The sequence below is a fragment of the Bovifimicola ammoniilytica genome, assembly GCF_025567085.1.
GTDB classification, from domain to species: Bacteria; Bacillota; Clostridia; order Lachnospirales; family Lachnospiraceae; genus Bovifimicola; species Bovifimicola ammoniilytica.
Genome location: NZ_JAOQJN010000001.1, coordinates 212,934 through 231,982, shown reverse-complemented (window position 1 = coordinate 231,982; position 19,049 = coordinate 212,934). Strand labels below are relative to the sequence as shown.

Sequence of the window (19,049 nt, the reverse complement as noted above, 5' to 3'; positions counted from 1 at the left end):
TATAATTAATCGCTAAAATTACTTAAGAATTCTTTAGTCCTTGGATTCTTTGGATTAACTATTACTTCTTCCGGAGTTCCGTCCTCTACAATATATCCATTCTCCATAAATATAACTCTGTTCGATACATCTCTTGCAAAACTCATCTCATGGGTAACGATTACCATAGTCATATGTTCATTTGCCAGTTCTTTGATTACTTTAAGAATCTCACCTGTAAGCTCCGGGTCAAGTGCTGATGTCGGTTCATCAAAGAATAATATCTTAGGATTCATTGCAAGTGCTCTCGCAATTGACACTCTCTGCTGCTGTCCGCCTGATAACTGACATGGATATGCTTTAGCCTTATCCTCAAGTCCCATTCTCTTCAATAAGTCCATACATTCTTTTCGAACTTCTTCTTTATCTCTCTTCTGGACATGAATCGGTGCATCCATAAGATTTTTAAGTACGGTATAATGTGGAAATAAATTAAAATTCTGAAATACTAATCCGAAATATCCCTGTATTCTTCGTAAATCTTTCTTCTTAGCATATACAGAAACATTTTTCTCATTATTAGTTGCCGCATGCTCTCCTAAATATATCAGGTCACCACCGTCCATCTTCTCAAGCATTGTGGCACATCTTAACAAGGTTGACTTTCCTGAGCCTGATGGTCCTATTATGGATACTATCTCGCCCTCATCTACTGACAGCGAAATATTTTTAAGGACTTCTAAATCATCAAAACTTTTTCTAATATTATTTATCTCTAATAAAGCCATAACTACCTCCTAATTCTTGTAATAATCCAGACGTTTTTCTATTCTTCCCATAACGAATGCAACTAAGAAGTTAAATATGAAATAGAATACACCTGCAATTACAAAAGGCATCATGGTCGTCTGTGCTGCTGCTATCTTCTTGGCAACCGAAAACATCTCTACATAGGAAATTGCAAATGCAAGTGATGTATCTTTTACCAAGGTAATTACTTCATTTGTCACAGGAGGCAATATCTTCTTAATAACCTGTGGAAGTATAATCTTGAAAAATGTCTGTACTTTATTATATCCTAACACTTTAGCCGCTTCATACTGTCCTACCGGCATAGCTTCTATGCCTGAGCGATAGATTTCTGCGAAATATGCTGCATAATTCAATACGAAACCGATTATTACCGCATAAAATCTATACTCTAAAGTAAGACTTCTGTGGAATATATAATATGGTCCGAAATATACCACTAATAGTTGTAACATTAATGGTGTTCCACGCATTACAGCAATATAAAGTTTTGTAATATTTCTTATAATAAAGAATCTAGACATTCGCCCAAATGCAACTATCATTCCAAGTGGTAATGTAAATATCAGAGTATATGCAAAAATCTTGATAGTTTCTATCATTCCATCCTGCATTAGTTTAATCATTTCATAGGTACTCATTTGTCAGTCAACCTCATTTTATTTCTTTCATTCTATTCTGCTGTATCAAGAATAACATTATCAGTAAGTCCCCATTTATCTGCTATCTCAGCAAATTTTCCGTCTTTTCTCATCTCATCTAATGTTTCCTGGACTTCATCTCTTAATTTCTCATTATTCTTTGCGAAACCAATACCATACTGTTCTGATATAATTGGCTGCTCTAAAATTACATATTTATCACTGCCTCTGCTCTCGAGCTGGTAATTTGCAACACCGATATCCATTGCAATTGCATCTACTGAACCTGCTTCAAGATTCATAAATGCCTGGTTATAATCAGGTATCTCTTCTAATGCCTTAAATGATGCTTTTAAATCTTTACAATCATCTGATTCTAATGCTTCAAGTGCTGAAGATGCTGCCTGAACTGCTACTGTCTTATCCTTAAGATCAGAGAACTCTTTAATTCCTGATTTAGCTGTTACTACGAATACCTGGCTATTATCAACATATGGGTCTGACCATGCATAATCATCAATTCTGTCACTACTCATTGTAAATCCGTTCCATATACAACTGATGTTACCTGCATTAAGCTCCATATCTTTAGAATCCCAGTCCACTGGCTGTTTTACTAATTTCCAGCCTCTTCTCTTACATACTTCTGCTGCAAGGTCTAAGTCAAAACCTACATATTCTCCATTATCGTCCATATATCCATATGGTGGAAATGCTGCATCAAATCCAACAATAAATTTCTTCTTTGAACTTCCGTTAGAACTGCTCTTGCTGCCACAGCCTACAGTTCCGATAACCATTACAAGTGCCATTAAAAGTGCTGCACCCTTTAAAATATTCTTTTTCATTTTACATTTTTCCTTTCTTATTACTAACTATCAGGTGTCTGTAACCTAAATTTATTAATCGCATTAACATTATTTTTATACTTATTATGTACTTTATTTTCATACTAAAAATGCCAATGCATTTTTCGACACATTGGCATTTTAACATATTATCGTGATAAAGTAAAACATAAACTGGCGTAAAACATAAGAAAATTCAATAAATTTGTATGATTTTAAGTTCTAAATTACTTATTTAGAATTTTCTTCAAATCATTTTCAGGTGTACTGATTGGTGAAATTCCATAATTCTCAACTAAAAATTCTAAGACATTTTTAGATATAAATGCAGGTAATGTTGGCCCTAAATAGATGTCTTTTATTCCAAGATATAACAATGTCAGTAAGATACATACTGCCTTCTGCTCATACCACGATAATACCATACTAAGTGGCAGTTCATTTACACCACATTCAAAGGCTTCTGATAATGCTACAGCTACTTTAATTGCACTGTAGGCATCGTTACACTGTCCCATATCCATAATTCGTGGCAGACCTGATATATCTCCCAGGTCTAAATCGTTGAAACGATATTTACCACAGGCTAAAGTCAGAATAATGCTGTCTTTAGGTGACTGTTTAACGAATTCTGTATAATAGTTTCTTCCTGTTCTCGCACCATCACAACCACCTACCAAGAAGAAATGACTGATATTTCCCGCCTTGACCTCGCTTATGATTTTCTCTGCATTACTAAGCACAGTATTATGTGCAAAGCCTGTCATTACTTCTGTTCCGCCATTTATACCTGTCATCTGGACATCTTCACTATAACCACCAAGAGCAAGTGCTTTCTCAATTACAGGTGTAAAATCTTTCTCATCACCGATATGAACCATTTCAGGATATGACACAACTTCTGTTGTAAATACTCTGTCGGCATAGCTTTCCTTTACAGGCATAAGACAGTTAGTTGTATACAGAATTGCACCCGGTATATTGTCAAATTCTTTCTGCTGATTCTGCCATGCTGTTCCAAAATTTCCTTTAAGATGAGGATATTTCTTAAGTTCAGGATATGCGTGTGCAGGCAGCATTTCTCCATGAGTATATATATTTATTCCCTTATCTTTAGTCTGTTCTAACAATAACTTGATATCTTTTAAATCATGTCCTGTAATTACAATGAACGGACCTTTTTCAATCTTTAATGAAACTTTTGTAGGTTCAGGCATTCCATAACTCTCTGTATTGGCTCTGTCTAATAATTCCATACATTTTAAATTAACCTTGCCTACCTCTAACACTTTTTCAAGTAATTTATCAAAACTGAGATTCTCGCTCACGCTTATAAGTGCTTCATATATAAATGCATTTACCTCTTCATCTTCATAGCCTAACACCATTGCGTGATATGCATACGCTGCCATACCCCTCAGTCCAAACAGGATTAATGATTTTAATGAACGTATATCCTCATTCTCTCTCCAGAGATTTATCATATCATATTCATCTGCAATATCATAACTTCTGATATCAGCTATCATTTTCTTCAACGTATCATCATTGAAATTCACATTTGTAACCGTAGTAAATAATCCTTCGATAAGCAATTTTGTGATTTCTTCATTTCTGTTATCGTTGTATTTTTTAGCAAGCCCCATCAAAGCGCCTGTTAATTCGTCCTGTAATTTCGAAGTAGATGCAGATTTTCCACATACTCCTGCACAACCTGTACAGCCTGCTTGAGAAGCTGTCTGCTCACACTGAAAACAAAACATATTATCTGACATAGTTATATTCTCCATTCCTCAGACACCCTGTGTCCGCATAATTTTTTATTCCGGCATTTGCAAATCCCTGTTTCATTTACAATGTGATATTACTTCATAAAAAAATAAAGTTCTGTTGTATTTGCAACAAAACTTTATTCCATTTATTTCTTTCTTCCAAATAACGAGAAACCTTTTTTTACATACTCTTCTGTATTAACAGCCTTAAGTGTATATCCGATTCCTGTTATCTCTTCTCTTAATTTATCTTCATCAAGACTTTCTTCTGATATAATCTCCGTTGTTCCTTTGCTATGAGAAGATGAAACCTTCTTAACATTGAATTTCTGTCTTATCAAATCATTCATATGGCTTTCGCACATTCCACACATCATTCCATCAATTTCTAATGTTGTCTTTAACATTGGCTGTTCCTCCTTGCCTGATTTAATCCTTTTCCTATAATAATGCTATGATTAGTACATGTCAATTTTTACGTATTTTATTGATAAATCTTGTCATTTACAATTTACCTAATTAAATCATACATAATCCAATTAGCATATTTAATTTACATATTATATACTAAATATTATTATTTTTAAAAAACTCTATAGCATTAAACAGTATGGTAACTTGTAAATAACAAAATCACCCTGAATATATCATTTTCTTCTTCTATAAGACATTTGCCGCCCATTTTCATCATCATATTCTTAATACTCTGGATGCCAATTCCTGTACTTTCTATTTTCTCATCATTTTCCTTTATCTTATTCTCAATCACGAAACCATCCATCGCATTATCGCTAATCGATGTAATGCACACTGGAAATGAAGCATCTGCATATTTAACGATATTTGACGTGATGTTATCCATAATTCTTATAATGTAATCTGATGAGACGCGGACTTTATTCTCTGACCATTTCACTTCAAATTCTACCCTAAAGTCTTTTTCTTCCAGATAACTGCATGTTTCTGAGAATAAATCATAGAATATTACTTCATACTGTTCCGCCTTTTCTAATTCAATCTCATTTTCTCCCGTTACTAAGGAATATTCAAACAGATTCTCTGTAAGCTGCTTCATAGCATGGGCTTTTCTATCTATTTTCTCAATATATTCTAATAATTGTTTTTCATCTTTATATTTGCCCTTTTTCAAAATCTCAGTGTATAGCATAATAGATGTGACAGGTGTTCGCAAATCATGTGACATCTCCGTAACTATCCTCTGGTTTTCGTGAATCATTTCTGTTTCCTGGGTTATCATCCTGTTAAATGCTTTTCGCATACTCTCAACACTCTCTGCAAGTCTTGCTAACTCATCTTTACCTTTGACAGTTATTTCATAATCTAAGCTTCCACCCTCTAATATCTCGACTTCATCACCTAATTTTCTGATGTATTTCATCTTTCTTCTTATTCCTAATAATACCAGCATAATAAAGAATACAAATGTAATTAATTCTTCCATCATCATAGCATATTGATATAACTGATAAGTATATGCGCCAGTTATGGATACACTTGCTACACCCTCAGCGAATTCAACATAATAGAACTTTTCTAACAGATATGCAGCATTATCAATGGTTTCTCCCCATTCTTCCTGATCCGGATAAGAAGAATCGAACACTTTAACGCCATCTTTGTATATCTGGACATAAATTATCTTCTGTTTCTTTACCCAAGAAGATATCTTATCTGTATCTCTGTAAGAAAGATATTCTTCTTTCACATATTTCTGTAATTCCTTAACATATGCCCTGTTCTTTCTGTCACCATATTCAGAATCATAGAACCTGTCCACAAGCTTTGTTCCTGTACTCTCTAGAAATACAAATAATATAACAGACAAAACTGCTGAAATTATTAATAACATCAGCAGTTGAAAATAAATTGAGTCTCTCTTATTCGTTGCACGCATCGAATCTGTACCCCTTTCCCCATACAGTTTTTATATACTGCGGATTCTTTGGGTCAGCTTCTATCTTAACACGCAGTTTTCTTATGTGAACCATAATGGTACTGTTGCATGAATAGAAATAAGGTTCATCCCATACACTTTCATAGAGATTTTTTGCCGAAAAAATCTTCCTTGGATGTTGCATCATTAACAATAGAATATTATATTCAATGTCAGACATTTCCTTTTCTACACCATTTACATATACTTCGTTAAATTCCTGATTTATCCTTATGTTAGCAATATCAATGTATTCTGCATTCTCTTCTCTGTCTTCACTAACGGAATTTTTACCCATATATACTTTATATCTGCGTAGAAGCGCCTTTACTCTTCCTAATAATTCTGCATATGAAAAAGGTTTTGCAAGATAATCATCTCCACCTGCCATTAAACCGATAAGTTTATCTGATTCCTGTGCCTTGGCAGTAAGAAAAAGAACTGGTACATTAGACATTTTACGAATCTCCTCGCAGGTTCGTAAGCCCGATATTCCGGGCATCATAATATCAAGGATTACTAAATCCATTGTATCATTTAATGCTTCTAATCCTTTTCTCCCATTCTCTGCTTCTGTTACAATATAATTCTCACTTTCTAACAGAATGCGAACACCCTCTCTGATATCTTCATCATCTTCAATAATTAGAATATGTTCTTTACTCATATCCTGCACCACCTCCTGTATCTGCCTGTATATATTTTCTTAACTCTTACTTTGTTTCCACTGTTCTTCCATTGCATTTAATTTATTTAAGGCTGCACTTTCATATTTTTCCGAAGTTTTTTCCCATTTTTTATAAGCCTCATCTGTACGGTGGTCAGATATATTATAATTGTCTCTCAGATATTTTCCAATATAATCTGAAACTTTATATGCACCTGATAAGTTAAGATGGTCACCTTTATCAAGACTGTCTAAACTCCAGTCTATTCCTAACTCGTCTAACATAAGATTCATATCAATATATGTAAGTGAATTATCCTTAGCATATTCCATTATCGCATTATGTTTCTGATAATTACAGTTCTTAGGCGATGGTGTACTTACTAAGATAAGCTTTATTCCTTTTTCCTTACATAGAGCATTAATTCTGTCCACATATAATTTAACACCGTCAGATATTTCCCACTTATCCGTAGTTTCATTCATATATTGACCGCCTGTATATGGATTAATCGCATCTCTTATCATAAAGCCTTTATAGTTTTCTTCGCCATAATCCATACCAAACAGAAGTGGTTTCCATACGCTGTGGAATCTGAATATTGGTAAATAATAGTTAAATTCGTTAGTTATTAATTTGACTGCTCCGTCTAACTTGTCCTGAGCTCTGAAGAAAGTATTCGTCTCCATTATAACTACTTTAGGTTTCTGTGTTTTCAATGCAATCTTTAACATAAAATATGACTCATTAATCATCTGTGCTGACTGTGCTCCCACAAATGATGTAATTCCATATTCACTCCATAATCTCATCGGTGCAAATGAGCAGAAACTTAAGCTATCGCCTAATACTAATAAGTCAACTGTATCTTCTTTCTCATTCTGAATCTGGACCAGGCTCTTATTTCTGCTCTGTGTAAGATTATCATTTTTTCTTGACAGCATATTAAGTCCGATAGATAATCCGACAATCATTGCTATAAGTATTGTAAAAAATAGAATACATTTTCCTAAGTCTCTTATTCTTTTGTCCTTTATTATATTTCTAAAATCCTGCATAAATCAAATCTACCTGCTGATAACCAACTCCATATGCGCCTAAAAATATAACTGAAAGAATCAGTCCGTAATAAACTGCCCATCTCACAGACAGCCGCATTTTCCAGAGTCCGCCCTCTCCTAACAGGTTCCTTTCCTTTATATATCCGACTACTGCCACAACAATACAGCCAAATATAATTGCCGCAAAGTCAGCTCTGTCTAAACCAAATTTCAACAGTGTACCATTCCATATATTTTGAATGTTGAAATTCTTAAAAATGCTCGCAAACATATGAAACCCTGCACGCAATCCATTTGCTCTGAAGAACAACTCACCTGTGAAAATTATAACCCAGGCCTTTAATGTCTGAGGCACTTTATAATACAATGCATTTACATTAAGATGTAATTTCTTAATTATATAATCCCTGACAGGCTCTATAGCTATTCCCATAAGCAATATTGTAAAATAATATATTCCATAGAATATGTAATTCCATTCTGCACCATGCCATAAACCGTTAAATAACCATACTGGAAATAAGCATATTGCAGATACACCTAATTTCGTAATATATTTACTAAAATGCTTCTTACTGAATTTATTCCATTTCTTAACAACTCCTGAAACTGACACCGGATAGAACACATATGTCTTAAACCATACACCAAGAGTCATATGCCATCTTCGCCAGAATTCTGCTGCATTTTTAGAGGCAAATGGCTGATTAAAGTTCTCTGGAAGAGTCACTCCAAACATTTTACCACTGCCGATTATGATGTCCATACATCCTGAGAATTCCATATATAGCTGTGTTGTATATGCAATCGCAGCAACAATTATTAAAGCACCACTATATTTCTCATAATGATCAAATAATGCTGTAACCAGCATAAAAAGTCTGTCAGCTATAATCATCTTCTTAAATAATCCCCACACAAGCCTTATGCCACCTTGTGCCAGATTATTCATCTTAAGAGATTCGCCTGCCCACAGGTCATCTGAAGTCTGTGAATACATACTAATAGGTCCCTCCATAATCTGTGGAAAGAATCCTAAGAACAATGCAAGTTTTAATATATTTTCCTCTGGTTTAATCTTCTCCCAATACACATCCGCCATATAACTTATTGCCTGTAATGTGTAGAATGATATTCCAATTGGAAGTAAAACCCTTCTAATGGTAAATGCATAATGACCACCCATATTCTTAATAAGAATATTAATATTTCCGGCGAAAAAATTGTAATATTTCAGATATACTAATACTGCAAGCAAAGCAAGTATACCAATAATTAAAACGTGTTTTTCCCTTTTCTTATATAGCTTTTTAATCTTAGAACTTTCACCCTTAGATGCATTTAAAAGCTCTGTCTGACATTGCTTCTTGAGATATCCTAGCCATATGCCTATGTAATGTACAAATATCGTCGTTCCAATCAGATAGACAAGTAATTTACCGCTAATCATATAGAAAAATGTGTAGCCCGCGGCCAATAACACAAGTGGTCTGATTCTTCTCGGTACTATCTGATACATTAATAATACAAGCGGTAAAAACATAAACAGATATAGTGCTGAATTGTAAGACATATTTTCACCTTTATTCTTCCTGTAATCTAGTAATCATTTTCCACATTGCCTGTACTGAATTAAAATTATCAGGTACAATTTCAGATGCTTCCACTTCTATTAAAAATGTATCTTCTAATTCCGATACAAGTGTAATTACACCAAATGAATCTAAGAGATGCCTGTCTATTAATCCCTCCTCATTTTCCCAATCTATACTGTCATCAATATCATTTAAAATCTCAAGTAATTCATTCATTTCTTAATCCTCCATTTTTCACTTTAATCTACATATTTAATTTATAAGTTTCCATTTCTTTTCTTATGATTTTTATTCCATCTTTCTTATTGTATATGGCAATCGCAGGTAATACGTGACTTAAGAATAATGCCATTCCCTCTGTCATCGAATATGCACCTGTATTTTCAAATACAAACCTATCACCTGCTTTCAAATCATCTATTGCAATTTTCTGCACAAGAACATCATTACCTGTACATAGTTCTCCACAAATAGTCCAGTTATTCACAGATTCAGTGTTCATTAATTCGTTGTGGTCTAACTTATTAGTGTCTGATTCTTCGAAGTCTGTTTCATTATATTCTACGCTTGCACTTCTTATATGTCTGATATGGGGCATATACATGCCTCTTATCTGTCCGTCATAATTAAGCTGGTGCATACCACCATTAACAATGCAATAATTCTTATCACCGCTATGCTTTATATCTTTAACTTCCGTCATATAATATCCACAGCCTGCTGCAAATGCCCTGCCCATCTCAATTGTTATCTTATAATCCGGTTGTATCTCATTAATAACATCGGCAACCTCTTTTATGTGCTGTTCCAAGGCATTGTCCTGTCCCTCGAAGTAAGCAGCCGGAATACCAGGTCCATATTCTAATTCATCAATATGGTAACCTGTCGTATCTTCTAACTCACAGATAAATTCCTGTAATGAAGTTAATTCATCTCTAATCTTCTTCATTGATTTTTTCTGCGTTCCTGAGAAATAATGTATACCACTAATATTGGGTCTGTAATTTTCATTTGTTTGATCCATTATTATATTTCTGATTGTCTGCTTATCCATTCCAAACTGGTTACCGCTTGTAAGCCTCAGATATACATTAACTGCTTTCTTATTAGCTTTGCACCATTCTTTGAAATATGAATACTGCATTAACGATTCTGCTGTATATAAGCACCTTTCACCATAACAATCAAGTATCTCATATATATCCTGTCTGTCTTTCATAACACCTGAAATCAACAATTTCTCCGGTGTAATTTCCTTATTCCTGCATATTCTGAATTCACCCATTGAACAGACTTCTATTCTGTCTGTTAATTCATTCATTATACTTACTAAGAACGGATTAGCTTTCATCGCATAACACAGATTAATATCGGCTTTCGAAGCTGTATTCAGATTTCTTCTAAACATTTCTACCGTATCAGTAACTATATCAGAATCAAATATATACATAGGTGCTTTACAATTTGCAGCAATATTTTCTAATTCATCTATATTCATTTAAGCTCTCTTTCTCTTATCTATAATATCCATAAAATACTTTCTGTCTGTCTTGCCATTTTTATTAAGTGGAAATACTTCTGTCTGTACTAATTTTCTAGGAATCATATATGCTGGAATACTTCGCTTCAATTCCCTGTGAATATCCTCTGTCATAGCATTTCCCTGATAAAATGCCACCAGATAATTGTGCTTATAATCCATCAGGCATACGCTTTTATCCACTTCATCTATACGGTTAATCGCTCTTTCAATTTCTTCTAATTCAATTCTGTGTCCCATATGCTTTATCTGGAAATCACATCTTCCTGAGAAATATAGCCCGCCATCTTCACCATAGTAACCTAAGTCACCTGTTCTATAGCACCTCACAACCTCGTCATTATGCAGAGGATACATAATAAAGCGTTTCTCTGTCTCCTTAGGATTATTATAGTAGCCCTCGGATAATGATTCGCCTGTTACACATATTTCTCCAACTTTATCTCTTTCATTAATTATTGAATTATTATCGTCCATTAGAAATACCTCTCTGCCCGGAAATGCCTTGCCAATAGGTATCTTCTCATTGTCTTCATACATTCTTCCTATATTAAAATATGTACAGTTGCAGGTAATCTCTGATGGTCCGTATAAATTGACGAATTTAGCTTCTGGTAATGCCTCCTGCCATAATCTCAATTGTTTTACCGGCATTACTTCTCCGCTAAACATTACTCTTTTAACATCCTTTGGTACTTTATAACTAAGTCCTTTTAGTGATGAAATAAGCGTAAGTGCTGATACTGCCCAGGTCAGATTCGTAACTTTCTTATCGCATAGATAATCAAGAAGTATTGCTGGAGAGCAGAATAATTTCTTAGGAACAAGCACTAAAGCAGCCCCTGTCATTACTGCCGAATAGATATCTTTAACCGACACATCGAAATCAAATGGTGCCTGATTACCTATTCTATCCTCTTCATTTATTCTGAATATTTCTACGAAATGCGATATAAAATCTACAACTGCTTTCTGACTTACCACAATTCCCTTTGGTATACCTGTTGAACCCGAAGTGAAAATTCCATATAATAAATCCGTAATTTTGCTTTCTTTTCTAATTCCTGTAAGTAATTCTTCATCAATTCCTGTATGTATAACTTCATCTGCTAAATATATTTCTTTTTCGTAATCTGCTTCTTTAAGTAATCCCATAAATTCTGACTTGGTAATTACAAGTTCCGGGCTTAATACACTTAGTATCTGCTGCAGCCTTTCTGCCGGCTGTGACGGGTCTATCATCACATAAAAGCAGCCCGCATATACGACACCAAACATTACAGATAACGTCTTAGCACTCTTCTCCATTAATATGGCAACCGGCTTATTTCTATCCGTTTTCCTTGCAAATGTTGTACCATATCGTCTGGATAATTCTAATAACTCTCTCCATTTAAGAGTTTCTTCTCCATCATCAACTGCAATTTTCTCTGAATGATTCTTAACAGTTTCTTCTAGTATTTCTAAAATATTATTCATCTTAAATTCGTTCTCCATTTCATAGATAGCTCTCATAAATAAATTTTATGAATAAATTTGTTCTATGATATTTCTATTTTCAATGTCGAATGATATGATAGATAATTACACCATTCGACATTATTCATTATCTCAGGTAAAGCTAAACTATTCATAAACAGTTTCTTAAAAAATCTAAAAGACATATCAGAAACACCTATTAATATTTATTTTAGATGTTGACTACTCAACATTTTATTGTTATACTTCAACTTGTTGACCACTCAACATCTATATTTATATAATTAAATTTAAACTTTATAACTCAAACAGAATTATGTTTAGACAATTATTTTGTGTGCATGCTGCTTGTTTTAAGCTAGTTTTTAGCACCACACATGCAGAATGGAGGTATATATGACTGACAGATTCGAAACATTTACAACAGACATAGCATCTATATACAAAAGCATACAGAAAATCAAGAAATATGAAATGAACAAAATAGGACTTAAGGGAACTCACGTTACATGTATGAATTTACTTAACAATACCCCTGAGGGGCTTACAGCTTCTGAAATCTGCCTGCTTGCCAAGGAGGATAAGGCTGGAATCTCAAGGGCCCTTTCCGAACTTTTTGAAAAAGATTTTGTACAATATATTTCTGATACAGAAGCTGCAGATAAACGTAAATATCGTGCCAAGGTAACATTAACGGACAAAGGTCTGTCCTATGCTAAGAAAGTCAACACTTCCATTGTAAATGCAGTTACATTTGGTGGTTCAGACATTTCCGATAAAAACCGGACTATTTTCTACTCTGTGCTTACGACCATTTCAGAAAACTTAGAAAAATATTATTATGAATTAGAAAGGAACTCTGACAATGAATAAATTTAAAGCTGCATATTGCAGAATTTTTCAGAAATGTTTTAAAATAGCCATTCCATTTATGCCTTACAGATGTCCGGAAATCTTTTATAGCACATCTAAATTAACAGGCTTATTTGAAAAGAAAAATATCAATAATATACTAATTATTACAGACGAGGGCATCCGTAAATTCGGACTTTTAGACAGAATGATTATGCATTTTGAACATCATAACATTAATTATTTCATCTATGATAAGACCGTTGCCAATCCAACCACTACTAATGTTGAAGAGGCAAGGCAGCTTTATATAGATAATAATTGCAGTGCAATCATAGGTTTTGGTGGAGGCTCAAGTATCGACTGTGCTAAAGCTGTCGGGGCAAGAATTGCCAAACCTAAACAATCTCTTGCAAAAATGAAAGGTATATTAAAAGTTCATAAAAAGCTTCCTTTATTAATTGCAATTCCTACAACGGCAGGAACAGGCAGTGAAACAACGCTTGCCGCAGTAATAACCGATGCCAATACAAGACATAAATACGCCATAAATGATTTTCCATTAATACCCGCTTATGCCGTATTAGACCCTAAGGTTACGGTAAGTCTCCCACCATCTCTTACCGCCACAACAGGTATGGATGCACTTACCCACGCAGTTGAAGCATATATCGGTGGCTCAACAACTAAATCAACCCGGAAAAATGCACTTCGTGCTACTAAATTAATATTTGAAAATATTTACAAGGCATATGATAATGGTACAGATATCGAAGCACGAAAAAATATGCTTAAAGCCTCTTTCTACGCCGGCTGTGCATTTACTAAATCATATGTAGGTTATGTTCACGCAGTCGCTCATTCTCTAGGTGGCAGATATAATATTCCGCATGGTCTTGCAAATGCAACCTTGCTTCCATTTGTATTAGAAGATTATGGTTCTTCCGTTTATAAAAAGCTCTATGAACTCGCAGTTTATTCAGGTATTGCTGCTGAAACAGATGATTACGAAACTGCAGCACATAAATTCATCGATGCTATTAAGGATATGAAAAAATATTTTAATATTGGTGATACTTTTAGTGAAATAAGAAAAGAGGACATTCCTGAATTATCAAAATATGCTGATAAAGAAGCTAATCCTCTTTACCCTGTTCCCGTTCTTATGAATGCAGAAGAATTAGAGAAATTCTACTATATGTTAATGGAAAAGGAGACTGCATAATGACAGAAAATGAAATAGCAACACTTGTTGCAAAACAACGTGAATTCTTCAAATCAGGTGAAACCTTATCAATAGATTACAGAATTGCCGCATTAAAAAGACTTAAAAATGAAATTCTTAAATACGAAAATGACATATTGTCTGCCATTAAAGCTGACCTTGGTAAATCAGTACATGAAAGCTATATGTGTGAAGTCGGACTTGTATTAAGCGAACTTACATATATGTTAAAACATACTAAAGGATTTGCAAAGAGCAAAACCGTTCACACTCCACTTGCACAGTTCCATTCAAAAAGCTATAAGAAACCTTCTCCATATGGTGTAGTATTGATTATGAGTCCATGGAATTATCCTTTTCTGCTTACCATCGACCCTTTAATCGATGCAATTGCTGCCGGCAATACCGTAATTCTTAAGCCAAGTGCGTATTCGCCTAATACAAGTGCCATCATTACTTCTTTAATTAACAAATGTTTTGATAATAAATATGTAGCTGTAGTAACTGGAGGTCGAGCCGAAAATGCCGCACTTCTCAAGTCACACTTTGACTATATATTCTTTACCGGAAGTCAGAATGTCGGTAAAACTGTCCTGGAAAATGCTGCTGCATATCTTACTCCCGTAACACTTGAACTTGGTGGAAAAAGTCCTTGTATCGTAACAGATGATGCAAACCTTAAACTTGCAGCCAGACGAATAGTATTCGGTAAATATCTTAATTGTGGTCAGACCTGCGTTGCACCTGACTATGTATATTGTGATGAGAAAATCAAAGATAAACTGCTTGCTGAAATTAAGAAAGAAATCATAAGACAGTATAGTGAAAATGCATTATCTAATCCTGACTATGGTAAAATTATTAATCTCAAGCATTTTAACCGAATAAATTCTCTTATTAATAAAGATAAAGTTATCTACGGTGGCAATTCTGACAGTGACTCATTAAAAATCGAGCCAACTGTCATGGATAATGTAACTTTTACTGATGATGTAATGCTTGAGGAAATATTCGGTCCTGTTATGCCTGTTCTTACATTTACAAATATTGATGAAGCCACAACTAAAATTAATTCAATGCCTCATCCACTTGCACTTTATATATTTACTTCCAGCCATAAAAACGCTGACAAAGTAATATCACGTACAGGTTTCGGCGGGGGGTGTGTAAATGATACAATAATCCACCTTGCTACAACTGAAATGGGCTTTGGCGGTTTTGGCGAAAGTGGTATGGGGTCATATCATGGTAAAACAGGCTTTGATACATTTTCACACTATAAAAGTATCGTGGATAAAAAGACCTGGATTGACCTCCCTATGAGATACCAGCCATATACATCATTTAATGAAAAACTTATACGTTTCTTCCTTAAATAACCATTTGATAAATTACGCAAACTTCTCACTTACATAGTTGCCTTAAATCATCTATATTAAGTGAATACAGGTTAAAATATGTATCTGCGGGGTTTGAGTAAATTATATTAATTATTGAAACTTCTAATATATTATTATCATATAATGTGTTATAATATCTACATCTTAATTGTACTGGAGGTGTAGATATGTTTCAGACACTCGAATCAAAATATCCTAAATTCTATCAATTTTTCCGATTATTTGTAGTAGTGATTGCATCTATACTTTTTGCCTGGAATCTGTGTTGTTTTGCTAAAACAGCAAATCTTTTCCCAGGTGGTTTTTCAGGATTATCACTATTATTACAGGAAATCATATTTAATTTTCTTCATATTAGAATTCCATATACAATATTTAATATCGTATTGAATCTCTTTCCGATTTATATTGCATTTAAGTATATTGGTAAGAAATTCACTCTTTACTCAATATTAACCATATTTTTATCAAGTATTTTTGTAGATATTTTACCACATTACATATTTACGCAGGACATCCTGTTAGTAAGTGTGTTCGGCGGACTTATTAATGGCTTTGCGATTTCTCTCTGCCTCAATGTGGGTGCTACCACTGGCGGTACAGATTTCATAAGCATTTTTCTGTCACAGCAAAAAGGCATTGATGCCTGGAATTATATCCTGCTCGGAAATGCAATTATGCTTATTATCGCAGGCGCATTATTTGGCTGGCCTATTGCACTTTACTCGATTATATATCAATTTTGCAGCACACAGATTATACAAATGCTTTATAAACGTTATAAGAAAGAAACACTATTTATTATTTCTGATAAATCTGATAAAATATACCATGCAATAAAAGAATTGACTAACCACGATGCTACTTTATTCAAAGGCATCGGTTGCTATGAAGAAAAAGAAAAAACACTTATATATTCTGTAATCAATGCCGAGTCAAAAAGACAGTTAATTCCATTAATCCGTTCAATTGACCCTCACGCATTTATCAATATTGTTAAGACCGAAGAATTGTCAGGAAGATTTCACAATATTCCTAATGACTAAAACAATATTTATTAAAAGGCTAAATATTTAGAAAGGACGAACATTTATGAGCTTTATACATATTAAGAAATACCGGTTTGCATATTCCATAATTGCAATTATAATCCTCATATCCGGCTTTTGTTTTGAAAATGTCAAAACAGAGCCTACATATTTATGTACACCAATTGAAGTTCATAATCCCACTATAAATATTACAAATAATGCCAGTTCAGATACATCAATCTGTACTGCGGAAATGCTTGGTTTCTACTCACCTGCTTATCATCAACGTATTGAAAGCAGGCAGTTTCTTCGAAATGTAAAGGAAGAAGTAATCTCTGACTTCATGTATACATTTCTATTAAGTATTAATGGCACACGTTTTAAATTCAAATATGAACTGGTTCCCTTTATTAAAACCTCCAATAAAGAACTGGTTATAAGTTACATACATAATACGGACGGCAAAAAAAGAATCTAGTTACGCTTCTCTTTGGCAGAAGCACATACACAATCTTATAATAATATTTTCAAATTTTAATGCTTTTGCATAATGGAGGTTAACTATGATTCAGGATATTTTTGTAGGCGTACTTTGTGTTATTGTGTTCGCAGTCGGTGTGTTCGGTTTCTGGCTCGATAATGGTAATTCATTTAAGAAAAATGGTTCAGATGAAAGCAATGACAAAAAAGTTATATAATACATATATAAGTTAATTTATACTAAAGAATTGCCTATATACTAAAAAGAACTACCCTTTTGGCTGCACTCAAATATTTATTATAATATGACAAGTGCAGGTCAGGGGTAGTTCTTATATTTTTCAATCTTTCTTTTAATTTTTTGAATATTGAAAATTTCTTATTTTCTTAATCTCTGTTATCAGTACATCAATTGTAGCTGTCCCTGATACGATTTCCAAACACCTTGTATATCAGAATAAATCTAACATATTATCTAAATATATTTTCTCTCTTAAATTAATCTGGAACTCCGGTTTAATCATATAATACAGCAAAAATTCAAGAATCAATGCACTTCCAAGTCCACGTCCTTCTATTTTGAAATTTGAAAATCCCATTGGCAAATAAATATTTTTAATATCATTTATACTTATAAATGTAGGATTGGTCATTGCCCTTGAAAATGAGTATCCAACGCCATCATCTAATGAAGTACAGCGATGTTCAGGACATTCTTCTCCGAGATTCTTACGGCTTACATTTTCATAACACAGCTTTCTTACCTTGCAAGCAGGCGAACAACATTCATTGCATAAGAACTCCACTTTATCCTTTTGATTTTCAGACAGATTATTTAAATTATCAAAATCTTTATTTAATCGGAAATCAGGTACAACATATAGGAAATCATCTCTATTCACTTCATTTTGAAATTCTCCAAAATCAGTTATAACCTTAGTGGTTGAAGATACAAAATAGAACCCCTGATAATTCTTTTTCAGATAATCTAACAACAGTTCCGAATGAATAATCACACCATTCTTCTTATCCTCATTTCTTCCGAATAAATCACAAAGTTCATTGCATTTTCTATCAGAAAGATGTTCTGTTCTAAGCAATGAATTACTAAACGTAAGCCTTGCTGAAATATCATATTCCTGAACTAATTCTAAGACTTTCTCCGGACTCTTATTTCCAAATGAAGTCCGTCCGCCACCCCATATGCAATCCTCTGGTGCACCATATATAGAGCCTATATCACACCAATCATAAAAAAATTCTCTGTGTTCCCTGTATATTTGTAAAAATACACGATACAATTCATAGAATTCAAATAAACCTGGAAGATGGTAATGTGCAACCTTTCTTGTAGTTTTATTCATATTTATATCATCACTTTCTATTTTCTTTTATATAAATCTTAATATTATCTTGCTAAATATCCTGCCGGATACCTTGCTAAATTTCTTGCTGAATACTTTACTGAATATTTTACTGGATATTTTACTGAATATTTTACTGGATACCTTCTCTGAATATCAACATATCTGCTATGACTATTTATCATAACATAAGGAATTTTGCCTGTCCATAAATCTTGTTGAATGGACACAAAATTCTTCATTTACCCCTTGCCTTTTTCTGACTTAATTATATAATAAGAGTTATCGTGGGGTAGTATCATAATTTTGCGATAACACTTATTAATAATATATTTAAATCTACAAATATG

20 protein-coding genes are annotated in these 19,049 nt (G+C 33.7%); 6 read left to right on the top strand and 14 right to left on the bottom strand.

The features are described 5' to 3' along the window. Positions 1-5 precede the first annotated feature (5 nt). From OCV48_RS01085 to OCV48_RS01030, 12 genes are all read right to left on the bottom strand, one after another. Complete coding sequence (locus OCV48_RS01085; RefSeq protein ID WP_021981801.1) at positions 6-767, bottom strand: amino acid ABC transporter ATP-binding protein; 762 nt, start codon at positions 765-767, stop codon at positions 6-8. A 9-nt stretch (positions 768-776) separates the two neighbouring features. Then, positions 777-1,430, bottom strand: a complete 654-nt coding sequence (locus OCV48_RS01080; RefSeq protein ID WP_021981802.1) for an amino acid ABC transporter permease — start codon at positions 1,428-1,430, stop codon at positions 777-779. Positions 1,431-1,462: 32 nt separating this feature from the next. Then, complete coding sequence (locus OCV48_RS01075) at positions 1,463-2,278, bottom strand: amino acid ABC transporter substrate-binding protein (protein WP_147590879.1); 816 nt, start codon at positions 2,276-2,278, stop codon at positions 1,463-1,465. Positions 2,279-2,505: 227 nt separating this feature from the next. Further along, complete coding sequence (gene hcp, locus OCV48_RS01070; protein WP_262558540.1) at positions 2,506-4,053, bottom strand: hydroxylamine reductase; 1,548 nt, start codon at positions 4,051-4,053, stop codon at positions 2,506-2,508. A 143-nt stretch (positions 4,054-4,196) separates the two neighbouring features. Continuing rightward, positions 4,197-4,457, bottom strand: a complete 261-nt coding sequence (locus tag OCV48_RS01065) for a heavy-metal-associated domain-containing protein (protein ID WP_147590878.1) — start codon at positions 4,455-4,457, stop codon at positions 4,197-4,199. 194 nt (positions 4,458-4,651) lie between these two features. After that, positions 4,652-5,965: a HAMP domain-containing sensor histidine kinase gene (locus OCV48_RS01060; protein WP_147590877.1), complete on the bottom strand. Its 1,314-nt coding sequence runs from the start codon at positions 5,963-5,965 to the stop codon at positions 4,652-4,654. Further along, positions 5,949-6,671: a response regulator transcription factor gene (locus tag OCV48_RS01055; protein ID WP_021981807.1), complete on the bottom strand. Its 723-nt coding sequence runs from the start codon at positions 6,669-6,671 to the stop codon at positions 5,949-5,951. The genes OCV48_RS01060 and OCV48_RS01055 overlap by 17 nt, the downstream gene beginning before the upstream one ends. A 39-nt stretch (positions 6,672-6,710) precedes the next feature. After that, on the bottom strand, positions 6,711-7,730 hold the full coding sequence (locus OCV48_RS01050) for a hypothetical protein (RefSeq protein ID WP_021981808.1): 1,020 nt from the start codon (positions 7,728-7,730) through the stop codon (positions 6,711-6,713). Further along, the gene (locus tag OCV48_RS01045; RefSeq protein WP_021981809.1) at positions 7,717-9,306 is read right to left on the bottom strand and encodes an MBOAT family O-acyltransferase; all 1,590 of its coding nucleotides are present in this window, start codon (positions 9,304-9,306) and stop codon (positions 7,717-7,719) included. Before OCV48_RS01045 ends, OCV48_RS01050 begins: the two co-directional genes overlap by 14 nt. Positions 9,307-9,316: 10 nt before the next feature. Then, on the bottom strand, positions 9,317-9,544 hold the full coding sequence (locus OCV48_RS01040; RefSeq protein WP_147590876.1) for an acyl carrier protein: 228 nt from the start codon (positions 9,542-9,544) through the stop codon (positions 9,317-9,319). 28 nt (positions 9,545-9,572) lie between these two features. Continuing rightward, positions 9,573-10,826 (bottom strand): diaminopimelate decarboxylase family protein, encoded by a 1,254-nt coding sequence (locus tag OCV48_RS01035; protein WP_147590875.1) that lies wholly within the window; start codon positions 10,824-10,826, stop codon positions 9,573-9,575. After that, positions 10,827-12,347 carry an amino acid adenylation domain-containing protein gene (locus OCV48_RS01030; protein WP_147590995.1) on the bottom strand — a complete coding sequence of 507 codons (1,521 nt, stop codon included), beginning with the start codon at positions 12,345-12,347 and terminating at the stop codon, positions 10,827-10,829. Between the two features lie 396 nt (positions 12,348-12,743). On the opposite strand from OCV48_RS01030, the gene OCV48_RS01025 reads away from it, so the two are divergent. The 6 genes from OCV48_RS01025 (at position 12,744) to OCV48_RS01000 (ending at position 17,553) form a co-directional block, all read left to right on the top strand. Then, positions 12,744-13,220, top strand: coding sequence for a MarR family winged helix-turn-helix transcriptional regulator (locus tag OCV48_RS01025; RefSeq protein ID WP_021981813.1), 477 nt, complete (start codon positions 12,744-12,746; stop codon positions 13,218-13,220). Further along, positions 13,213-14,424 carry an iron-containing alcohol dehydrogenase gene (locus OCV48_RS01020; RefSeq protein ID WP_147590873.1) on the top strand — a complete coding sequence of 404 codons (1,212 nt, stop codon included), beginning with the start codon at positions 13,213-13,215 and terminating at the stop codon, positions 14,422-14,424. Before OCV48_RS01025 ends, OCV48_RS01020 begins: the two co-directional genes overlap by 8 nt. Beyond that, the gene (locus tag OCV48_RS01015) at positions 14,424-15,803 is read left to right on the top strand and encodes an aldehyde dehydrogenase (RefSeq protein ID WP_147590872.1); all 1,380 of its coding nucleotides are present in this window, start codon (positions 14,424-14,426) and stop codon (positions 15,801-15,803) included. The genes OCV48_RS01020 and OCV48_RS01015 overlap by 1 nt, the downstream gene beginning before the upstream one ends. A gap of 188 nt (positions 15,804-15,991) precedes the next feature. Then, positions 15,992-16,870, top strand: a complete 879-nt coding sequence (locus OCV48_RS01010) for a YitT family protein (RefSeq protein WP_021981816.1) — start codon at positions 15,992-15,994, stop codon at positions 16,868-16,870. A gap of 46 nt (positions 16,871-16,916) precedes the next feature. Continuing rightward, positions 16,917-17,333 carry a hypothetical protein gene (locus OCV48_RS01005; protein ID WP_147590871.1) on the top strand — a complete coding sequence of 139 codons (417 nt, stop codon included), beginning with the start codon at positions 16,917-16,919 and terminating at the stop codon, positions 17,331-17,333. 85 nt (positions 17,334-17,418) lie between these two features. Further along, positions 17,419-17,553 carry a hypothetical protein gene (locus tag OCV48_RS01000; RefSeq protein WP_262558531.1) on the top strand — a complete coding sequence of 45 codons (135 nt, stop codon included), beginning with the start codon at positions 17,419-17,421 and terminating at the stop codon, positions 17,551-17,553. Between the two features lie 234 nt (positions 17,554-17,787). Here the strand turns inward: OCV48_RS01000 and OCV48_RS00995 are convergent, their stop codons facing one another. Together OCV48_RS00995 and OCV48_RS00990 are read right to left on the bottom strand one after the other, a co-directional pair. After that, the gene (locus OCV48_RS00995) at positions 17,788-18,699 is read right to left on the bottom strand and encodes a hypothetical protein (protein WP_021981819.1); all 912 of its coding nucleotides are present in this window, start codon (positions 18,697-18,699) and stop codon (positions 17,788-17,790) included. 44 nt (positions 18,700-18,743) lie between these two features. Continuing rightward, positions 18,744-18,941: a hypothetical protein gene (locus OCV48_RS00990; RefSeq protein WP_147590870.1), complete on the bottom strand. Its 198-nt coding sequence runs from the start codon at positions 18,939-18,941 to the stop codon at positions 18,744-18,746. Positions 18,942-19,049 lie beyond the last annotated feature (108 nt).

Excerpts from the sequence above, each read along its gene's own strand:
- OCV48_RS01025 (WP_021981813.1), top strand. The coding sequence starts at position 12,744 with ATGACTGACAGATTCGAAACATTTACAACAGACATAGCATCTATATAC.
- OCV48_RS00990 (WP_147590870.1), bottom strand. The coding sequence starts at position 18,941 with ATGAAGAATTTTGTGTCCATTCAACAAGATTTATGGACAGGCAAAATT.
- OCV48_RS00995 (WP_021981819.1), bottom strand. The coding sequence starts at position 18,699 with ATGAATAAAACTACAAGAAAGGTTGCACATTACCATCTTCCAGGTTTA.
- OCV48_RS01075 (WP_147590879.1), bottom strand. The coding sequence starts at position 2,278 with ATGAAAAAGAATATTTTAAAGGGTGCAGCACTTTTAATGGCACTTGTA.
- OCV48_RS01060 (WP_147590877.1), bottom strand. The coding sequence starts at position 5,965 with ATGCGTGCAACGAATAAGAGAGACTCAATTTATTTTCAACTGCTGATG.
- OCV48_RS01055 (WP_021981807.1), bottom strand. The coding sequence starts at position 6,671 with ATGAGTAAAGAACATATTCTAATTATTGAAGATGATGAAGATATCAGA.
- OCV48_RS01005 (WP_147590871.1), top strand. The coding sequence starts at position 16,917 with ATGAGCTTTATACATATTAAGAAATACCGGTTTGCATATTCCATAATT.
- OCV48_RS01045 (WP_021981809.1), bottom strand. The coding sequence starts at position 9,306 with ATGTCTTACAATTCAGCACTATATCTGTTTATGTTTTTACCGCTTGTA.
- OCV48_RS01035 (WP_147590875.1), bottom strand. The coding sequence starts at position 10,826 with ATGAATATAGATGAATTAGAAAATATTGCTGCAAATTGTAAAGCACCT.
- OCV48_RS01020 (WP_147590873.1), top strand. The coding sequence starts at position 13,213 with ATGAATAAATTTAAAGCTGCATATTGCAGAATTTTTCAGAAATGTTTT.
- OCV48_RS01065 (WP_147590878.1), bottom strand. The coding sequence starts at position 4,457 with ATGTTAAAGACAACATTAGAAATTGATGGAATGATGTGTGGAATGTGC.
- OCV48_RS01030 (WP_147590995.1), bottom strand. The coding sequence starts at position 12,347 with ATGAATAATATTTTAGAAATACTAGAAGAAACTGTTAAGAATCATTCA.
- OCV48_RS01080 (WP_021981802.1), bottom strand. The coding sequence starts at position 1,430 with ATGAGTACCTATGAAATGATTAAACTAATGCAGGATGGAATGATAGAA.
- OCV48_RS01015 (WP_147590872.1), top strand. The coding sequence starts at position 14,424 with ATGACAGAAAATGAAATAGCAACACTTGTTGCAAAACAACGTGAATTC.
- OCV48_RS01010 (WP_021981816.1), top strand. The coding sequence starts at position 15,992 with ATGTTTCAGACACTCGAATCAAAATATCCTAAATTCTATCAATTTTTC.
- OCV48_RS01085 (WP_021981801.1), bottom strand. The coding sequence starts at position 767 with ATGGCTTTATTAGAGATAAATAATATTAGAAAAAGTTTTGATGATTTA.
- hcp (WP_262558540.1), bottom strand. The coding sequence starts at position 4,053 with ATGTCAGATAATATGTTTTGTTTTCAGTGTGAGCAGACAGCTTCTCAA.
- OCV48_RS01000 (WP_262558531.1), top strand. The coding sequence starts at position 17,419 with ATGATTCAGGATATTTTTGTAGGCGTACTTTGTGTTATTGTGTTCGCA.
- OCV48_RS01040 (WP_147590876.1), bottom strand. The coding sequence starts at position 9,544 with ATGAATGAATTACTTGAGATTTTAAATGATATTGATGACAGTATAGAT.
- OCV48_RS01050 (WP_021981808.1), bottom strand. The coding sequence starts at position 7,730 with ATGCAGGATTTTAGAAATATAATAAAGGACAAAAGAATAAGAGACTTA.